Source organism: Kitasatospora sp. MY 5-36, assembly GCF_001182915.1.
In the GTDB taxonomy this organism is placed as follows: Bacteria; Actinomycetota; Actinomycetes; order Streptomycetales; family Streptomycetaceae; genus Kitasatospora.
Genome location: NZ_LFVW01000703.1, coordinates 1 through 5633 on the forward strand (window position 1 = coordinate 1; position 5633 = coordinate 5633).

4 protein-coding genes are annotated in these 5633 nt (G+C 73.1%); 1 reads left to right on the plus strand and 3 read right to left on the minus strand.

What is annotated here, in order from left to right; genetic code table 11:
- Window positions 1-1200 (plus strand): M14 family zinc carboxypeptidase (locus AE652_RS34025; RefSeq protein ID WP_063780360.1); only part of this gene is annotated, 1200 nt, incomplete at its 5' end.
- Window positions 1201-1299: 99 nt separating this feature from the next.
- Here AE652_RS34025 and rodA read toward each other — a convergent pair.
- The 3 genes from rodA to mreD all read right to left on the minus strand — a co-directional run bounded on the left by rodA (window position 1300) and on the right by mreD (window position 5523).
- The gene (gene rodA / locus AE652_RS34030) at window positions 1300-2499 is read right to left on the minus strand and encodes a rod shape-determining protein RodA (protein WP_049658703.1); all 1200 of its coding nucleotides are present in this window, start codon (window positions 2497-2499) and stop codon (window positions 1300-1302) included.
- Window positions 2496-4811, minus strand: coding sequence for a penicillin-binding protein 2 (gene mrdA / locus AE652_RS34035; RefSeq protein WP_049658705.1), 2316 nt, complete (start codon window positions 4809-4811; stop codon window positions 2496-2498). The genes rodA and mrdA overlap by 4 nt, the downstream gene beginning before the upstream one ends.
- Before the next feature lie 73 nt (window positions 4812-4884).
- Window positions 4885-5523: a rod shape-determining protein MreD gene (gene mreD, locus AE652_RS34040; RefSeq protein WP_049658707.1), complete on the minus strand. Its 639-nt coding sequence runs from the start codon at window positions 5521-5523 to the stop codon at window positions 4885-4887.
- Between the last annotated feature and the right edge of the window lie 110 nt (window positions 5524-5633).

Genomic DNA, 5633 nt, shown 5'->3' on the forward strand with positions numbered 1-5633 from the left:
CTGCGGCACCCGGACCGCTGCCGGCTGCGCGAGGTGGGCCGCTCCCGGGCCGGCCGCCCGCTGCTGCTGCTCTCCGTGGACCGCGGCCCGCGGGCCGTCCTGGTGGTCGGCGGCCCGCACCCCAACGAACCGATCGGCACCGCCGGGACCGTCCGGCTCGCCGAGGTGCTGCTCGACCGCCCCGCCCGCCCCGGACTCTCCTGGCACCTGCTGCTCTGCCTCGACCCCGACGGCGCCGCGCTCAACGCCGGCTGGCTGGACGGCCCGCTCACCATGCGGCGCCACTACGAGCACTTCTTCCGCCCCTCCTTCGAGGAGCAGCCCGAGCTGCTGCCCGCCCCCGGCTCCGGCCGCCCGCCGATGCCGGAGAGCCTGGCCCTGACCGGACTGATCGACGAACTGCGCCCGTTCCTCCAGTGCTCGCTGCACGGGGTGGACTTCGGCGGCGCGTTCGCCCAGCTCACCCGCCCCGTCCCGGGCCTGGCCGGGCGCTTCGCCCGCTCCGCGCAGCGGGCCGGCGTGCCGCTCGACGTGGACTCCTACGACGCGATCGGCTGGGCCAGCCCGGACCCGGGCACCTACCTGATGCCGTCTCCGGGCGCCGGCGGCTCCCGGGCCCTGCCGGACGAGCCCGAGCTGTCCACCTGGTCGTACGCGGCCCGGTACGGCGCGGTCTCCGCGGTGCTGGAGGTCCCGATGTGGGCCGTCGACGCGGTCGGCGACGCCCACCGCCACCCGGCCGGCCCGCAGGCCCTCGCGGCCGCCGCCCGTGACCTCACCGCACGCGCTGCGGACCTCACCGCCCTGCTCCCGGCCGTCCGCACGCACCGGCCCGGGGCGCCCGGCCACGAGGCGTACGGCCCGCTGCTGCGCACCGCCGAGTCCAGCCTGGCGGTCGCCCCGCGGGTGGCCGAGGAGTGGCTGGAGCGCTGGGGCGCCGAACCGCTCACCGCCTCCCGGGTGACCACCGCCGGACTGGTCGCCGCCCGCGTACCGCTGCGGGTCGCGTCGATCCTGCTGCGGCTGCTCGCCGACACCCGCGGCCCCGGCGTCGAGGCCGCCCGCGACCGCGCCCGCACCGTCGTCGCCGACAGCCTCGACCGGCTGCGCCACCGCTTCGGCACCCGCTGGGTGCCCGTCCAGGAGCAACTCGCCCACCAGACCCGCGCCGTCCTCACCACCGCCGACTGCCTCCTCTGAACCCGCCCCGGCCCCGGACACGACAGCGCCCCCGGACACGACAGCGGGGCCGGCCCGGGAAGTCCCGGACCGGCCCCGCCGCCGCACGGCGCGGCGCGCTCAGGCCGCTATCGGCCGCTGGCTCCGCACCGCCTGGAGCAGCCCGATGGCGATCCAGTTGGCGAACATCGACGAGCCGCCGTACGAGACGAACGGCAGCGGGATGCCCGCGACCGGCATGATGCCCAGGCACATCCCTATGTTCTCGAAGGCCTGGAAGGCCATCCAGGCGATGACCCCGGCCGCCACGATCGTCCCGTACAGGTCGGTCGCCTGCCGGGCGATCCGGCAGGCCCGCCAGAGGATCACGCCGACCAGCGCGATGATCGCCAGCGCCCCGACGAAGCCCAGCTCCTCGCCGGCCACGGTGAACACAAAGTCGGTCTGCTGCTCCGGCACGAACTGCCCGACGGTCTGGGTGCCGTGGAACAGCCCCTTGCCGGTCAGTCCGCCCGAGCCGATCGCGATCCGGGCCTGCGCGGTGTTGTAGCCGACGCCGTTCGGGTCCAGCTGCGGGTTGGCGAAGGCGGCGAAGCGGTCGATCTGGTACTGGCTCAGCAGCCCGAACTTCCAGATCGCCACGCATCCGGCGGTGCCCGCCACCAGCAGGCCGAGCACCCAGCGGTTCGCCGCGCCGGAGCCGAGCAGGATGCCCAGCACGATGGCGGCCATCACCATCACCGAGCCGGCGTCCGGCATCAACAGCACTATGCACATCGGCACCCCGGCCCAGAGCAGGCCCCGGAACACCGCCCGGTGCGAGGGGAACTCCCGCTCCCCCGCGTCCACCTGGTCCGACAGCACGACCGCCATCGCCAGCACGATCGCGAGCTTGGCGAACTCGGCCGGCTGGATCGAGAAGCCGCCGCCGAGCTGGATCCACGAGTGTGCGCCGTTGATGGTCGAGCCGAGCGGGCTGAGCGTCGCCAGCAGCAGGACGAGCACGCCGACGTACAGGAACGGCACGATCGTGCGGAAGCGCCGGCTCCCTATCGCTATCACCACGGAGCACAGCACCAGCCCGACCACGAAGTTGGTCAGGTGCCGGTACAGGAAGTACTGCGGGTCCCCGTGGGTCAGCGAGTCGCGCCCGCGGGTGGCCGACCAGACCAGCAGCGAGCTGCCGGCCGAGAGGGCGAGGGCGGCCACCAGCAGTATCCAGTCGAGCCGCCAGAGCGGGGAGTCCTTGGACAGCGCCTTGGAGACCCCGCGGCGCTGCGGGGCCAGCCGCAGCTGCCGGTACGAGCCGTAGGAGGTCATGCCCGTCCCCTTCCCGGTCCGCGCGTGGGTTCGAGCGCGGCGTCGGCCGCGGTGTACGACGCCGGACGGTCGGCCGGCGGTGTCCGGTCGAGGAAGGCCGTCGCCGGGGCCGGCTGCGCCGTGGCCGTGTCGAGCAGCGCCGGAGCGGCGGCGACGGCCTGGGCCTGGAGGCCCGGGGCCTGGGCGCCCTGCGCCGCGTCGGCACCGTACGAGACCGGCTTGATGATCGCGGTGCCGTCCGGGTTGAACTTCGGCAGCTCGGCCTGCGGCGCGGGCAGCAGCGCCTTGCCGCTGTCGATGCCGCCCTTGTCGTCCACGCCGTACAGCGCCTGGTAGATCCGGCGGATGGCGTCGCCGGAGCCGCCGGAGCCGGTGCCGCCCTGGCTTATCGTCATGACGACCGCGTAGTCCTTGCTGTACGTGGTCAGCCAGGAGGTGGTCTGCTTGCCCTCGACCTCGGCGGTGCCGGTCTTGGCGTGCAGCGTGATCTTGTCCTGCGGCCAGCCGTTGAACTTCCAGGCGGCGGTACCGCTCTTGATGACGCTCTCGGTGGCCTGGTTGATGTAGCTGAGCAGCTTCTCGTCGCCGGGGAACTTGGCGTCCTCGTGCGGGGCGATCTCGCGGACGAGGTCCCCGCCCGGGCTTATCACGGCCTTGGCGATGGTCGGCCGGTAGAAGGTGCCGCCGTTGGCGAGCGCCGAGTAGATCCGGGCCATCTGGACCGGGGTGACGAGGGTGTCGCCCTGGCCGATCGCGAAGTTGACGGCGTCACCGGCGCGCATCTGGTAGCCGTCGACGCAGTTCTCCCGGGCGATCTGGTCGGAGTAGCTGTTGCCGCCCTTCTGCCCCTGGGCGCACCAGGCGTCCTTGTTGTTGTCGTAGAAGGACTGCTTCCACTGCCGGTCCGGCACCCGGCCGGTGACCTCGGACGGCAGGTCGATGCCGGTCTTGGCGCCGAGGCCGAACTCGTGGGCGGTCTTGAAGAACCAGTCGCCCGGGTCCTTCTTCGGCTTGATGCCGCCGTCCTTCATCCACTGGTCGTACGCCAGGCCGTAGAAGACGGTGTCGCAGGAGACCTCCAGCGCCTTCTCCAGGGAGATCTGGCCGAAGTTCTCGCTCTCGAAGTTCTTGAACTCGCGGCCGCCGATGGTCATGCTCTTCGGGCAGTCGTAGCGGCCGTCCAGCGAGTAGCCGGCCTGCACGGCGGCGGTGGTGGAGATGACCTTGAAGGTCGAGCCGGGGGCGGACTGACCCTGTATGGCCCGGTTCAGCAGCGGGAAGTTGGAGTCCTTGCTGGTCAGCGACTGGTAGTCCTTGCCGCTGATGCCGCCCACCCAGAGGTTCGGGTCGTAGGTCGGGGCGCTCGCCATCGCGACGATCCGCCCGGTGTGCACGTCCATCACCACGGCGGCGCCGGAGTCGGCCTCGTAGTTGCGGTTGGTGATCTTGTCGAAGGTGTTCCGGGCGTCGTTCATGGCCTGCGCCAGGTTGTCCTCGACCACCTTCTGCACCCGGGCGTCGATGCTGGTGACCAGGTTGTCGCCGGTCTGCGGGGCGACGGTGCCGGCGTTGCCGATCACCCGGCCGAGGTTGTCGACCTCCAGCTTGGTGATGCCCGCGGTGCCGCGCAGGTCGCGGTCGTACACCGACTCCAGGCCGGCCCGCCCGATCTGGTCGGCCGGCAGGTAGCGGTCCAGGCCGCTCTTGCCGGCGGTCTTGCTGACCTCCTCGTCGGTGACCGGCGAGAGGTAGCCGAGCACCTGGGCCATGTTGGCGCCCTCGGCGCCGGTGTAGCGGCGTACGGCGGTGGGCTGCGCGGTGATCCCGGGGAAGTCCTCGCGGCGCTCCATTATCTGCATCGCCTGCTGGGTGGTCGCCTCCTTGGTGACCGGGATCGGCTGGTACGGCGAACCGTTCCAGCAGGGCTGCGGGGTCTTGGCGTCGCAGAGCCGGACCTTCTCCTGCACGTCCTTGGCCGGCATCCCCAGCACCTCGGCCAGCCGGGACAGCACCGCCTTGCCGCCGTCCTTCTGCTGGAGCAGCGAGGTGCGGCTGACCGAGACCACCAGCCGGGTCTCGTTGCCGGCCAGCACCCGCCCGGAGGCGTCCAGGATCTCGCCGCGGACGGCCGGCTCGACCACCTCGCGGATGTGGTTGCCGGTCGCCTTGGCGGTGTACTCCTTGGCGTTGCGGATCTGCAGGTACCACAGCCGTCCGCCGAGGGTGGCGAGCAGCGACAGCACCAGGATCTGCAGCACCACCAGACGGATCGTCACCCGTCGGGTGCGGCCGGTCTCGGGGATGTTGCTCACGTCTCGTGCGCTCCAGGATGCGGGGAGGTCGGGTGGTCGGGGCCGGAGGGCCGGGGCCGGGCGGCCGGTCCGGTTACGGGCGGCGGGCGAAGCCCGGCACGCGCCGCTTCTTGTACGACGGGCCCGTCGAGGTGTCGCGGGTGGTGCGGTAGCGGGCCAGCGTGCCCAGGCCGGAGCCGCCCTCGTCGTCGTCCGCGGCGGCCACCGGGTCGCGGCCGAAGCGGCGGCCGAGGTACATCACCAGCGGCACCACGAAGGGGGCCAGCAGCAGGTCGTAGAGCAGGGCGCTGATGACCAGTCCGCCGAGGCCGACGTGCCGGGCCGCGGTGTCGCCGACCAGGGCGCCGACCATCGCGTAGAGCAGGGTGGAGGCGACCGCCGCGGCGCCGACCACGACCAGCGAGCCGGCCACGGACCGCTGGCGGCCGTGGTCCGGGCGCAGCAGCCCGGCGGCGTAGCCCATCAGGCAGAGCACCAGCGCGTAGCGGCCGATGGCGTGGTCGGAGGGCGGCGCGAGGTCGGCCAGCAGGCCCCCCGCGAAGCCGACCAGGCAGCCGCCGGTGGGCCCGTAGACCATGGCCAGGCCGACCACGACGAGCAGCAGTATGTCCGGGGTGGCTCCCGGGAGCTGGAGCCGGCCGAACACGCTGACCTGGAGGATCAGGCCGAACAGGACGAGGCCGGCGGAGACGGGGATGCGGGCGAGGCGCATGGCTCAGTTCCCCCCAGTGGGCTTGGCGGGCGGGGCGGCGGGCGCGGAGGCCGGGACCTGGCCGGGCACGGAGGCCGGGACCTGGCCCGGCGCGGCGGCCGGCTGGCCCG